General features: G+C 49.5%; 2 protein-coding genes and 1 pseudogene. All 3 read right to left on the minus strand.

Annotated elements, in window-relative coordinates:
• Positions 1-1,828: SdrD B-like domain-containing protein (locus F6K51_RS36105; RefSeq protein WP_365940602.1), on the minus strand; the 1,828-nt coding region annotated here is incomplete at its 3' end.
• A gap of 51 nt (positions 1,829-1,879) precedes the next feature.
• Positions 1,880-2,158 (minus strand): annotated as a pseudogene (locus F6K51_RS38825) (hypothetical protein); the annotation flags it as partial.
• On the minus strand, positions 2,149-2,397 hold a 249-nt coding region (locus F6K51_RS36110), incomplete at its 5' end, for a hypothetical protein (RefSeq protein ID WP_293030687.1). The gene F6K51_RS36110 and the pseudogene F6K51_RS38825, both read right to left, overlap by 10 nt.

Raw genomic sequence — 2,397 nt, forward strand, 5'->3', positions numbered from 1 at the left:
CTGTAGTGGCAACTAGACTATCATCCCCGCCACCAGGCTGACCATCTCCACCAGGGTTATAAATGTTGACCGTCACACCATTGAAACCCAATTCACCAATGTTTTGGAGTCCATCACCATTATTATCAATCCAGACAAAATCACCTAAGATCGGCTGAGGTACTATTCCTGCATCTACATCCTGGTTACTGTCTCCAGCATTCAAGGTAATATTACCCGTTTGTCCAGTAGCATCAGCATCCGAGTCTAGAGTGTCATCACCCTGGTCTTGGGGAGAGAAAGCATGACTAGGGGGCGCTATGAATTTTACATAATAGGTGCCTGGTGTCAAGTCCCGGAAGCGATAGAAACCAGGATTATCATTGAAGTCATTACTGGTTTGGGTCGAGTCGATCAGAGTGTTAGCAGTATCATAAAGTTCAACAGTGACGCCATTGACACCAACTTCACCCCCATCTTGACTACCATTGCCATCGGTATCCAACCAAACGAAATCACCTAAACTAGCGGTAGCTGGGTCTACAGAAGTTAGTCCAGCATCGAAATCACTCGTGTCTGTAGTCTGGTTAACACTAAAAACATTTGTCTGTCCAGTATTGGGATCCGCATCGGAGTCAGCGGTCTCATCACCACCCTGGTCTTGAGGAGAGAGATTGAGGTTGTCTGGGGGAATGAATTTCAGAAAGTAATCTCCCGCTGGCACGTTCGAGAAAAGGTAAACCCCATCATTACCGGTACCATCGGGAGCAGTTAAGGTAAACCCATAGAAACTATCGTCACTGGTACCAGGTTGACCATCACCTCCATCTTGCCACAACTCAACCCGCACCCCATTGATACCCAGTTCACTATTATCTTGAATCCCATTACCGTTTTGGTCATCCCAGACTAAGTCTCCAATGATGGCAGGGGTGGGGGGTTGAATCACAATGCCGACTTTGGGGGGTTCTGCGGGTAACAAGGTAGCTGCCGCACCGGATTGATCCGTTCGTGTCGAGACGAAAGCAAAGGAATTCCAGGCAATCTCGCCGTTGGTTGGTGCTCCAGCCGGTGCTCGCATTGGCCAGTTGAGGACCACCGACTCTAGGGGGTCGAGAACTAGGTTGCCCAAGTTAAACCTCAGAGCGGTGACCGCACTGGGGTCACTGGGAAAGGTAGTACTCCAGTCATTGACGCAGCCACTAGGCCAATTAAGGTCTTGACCATCACTAGGATTGGGACGGCAAGGATTGGAGTTGGTGGTGTATTCAACCGTAACACCAGGAATTGCCACGGTAACCGGACCAGCGAGATTAGGACGCCATTGGGAACCCCTGGCTGTACTAGTATTGAGCACTTGAGTATCACCGATGGCAGGCAACATATCGACTACAAGTATATTAGTCATCGGCACCGTGCCTTGATTGGTGATACTCAGCTGGTAATCTACCTGTCCCCCCGGAACCGTGGTGCCACTAGTGGAGAAACTGGTATCGACCTCACCCTGAACTACCTTTTGTGAATCGAGGGTTGCGATCGCAGCTACGTCAACGTTTGCTGTTCTGCGACAAATCGTCTCATCGGTGATGCCATCCCCATCCACATCAACCGTATCCTGAGTTCTGCGGTTATTATTGTTGCAATCGAACACACTATCGTTGGACATGATGAATAATTCATTAGTCAACGAACCTGTACTCACGCCCTGCTCAACCACTGTATCGACATAGATTCTCAGCCACCTATTCTCTGGTATTTGGGTTCCTGTAATTTCCCAACGCAGCAACGTGCGACCGGTGCCGTTGTAGTTTGGAATGGCCTCGAAGTTGATGGGAGGGTCAGCGGGCAAACTACTCGATCCCCCATTGGTAAACCTCCAGGCACCCCCATACTCAAGCCCTGCTGGCAGTAAATCGGCAATAATGGGATTGACATAATCTGCGGTAGCGCTCGACTCGTTGCGAAACTGTAGCCGAAATTCTATGGTGTCACCAGGAGCATAGGGTCCACTACTAGTTTCGTCTCTTTTGTTTGGATTTACGATGGCTTGTAATGCCGAGATTTCTGTCTCTTGGCACTGTTCCAGGGGGTCTGTTGGTGAATTGGGCGTCCAAGTCAGTTGGGCACAGTTTTTGATCGTCTCCCCAATCTCGCGGTCAGGCTGAACCTCTACAAACAGTTTTGGTCTATTACTGCCTCCTGTAGCTTGAAAACCGGTACATTGGTGTACTCGAACTCAACCCCTGTAATGTATTCCCCTGCTCCTAAGGTGATGTCCGTCCCAATGGTGAGGGTGGTGTTCTGAGGGTGTGAGGTACCGGCTGTCAAGGGGTTGAGATTAGTTTTGTAGCGGACAATCACATCCCCGGTGTAATTGTTGTATCTGCCTGTGCTAATTTTAGTGACTCGCACAGATCC

The organism is Moorena sp. SIO3I8, assembly GCF_010692325.1.
In the GTDB taxonomy this organism is placed as follows: domain Bacteria; phylum Cyanobacteriota; class Cyanobacteriia; order Cyanobacteriales; family Coleofasciculaceae; genus Moorena.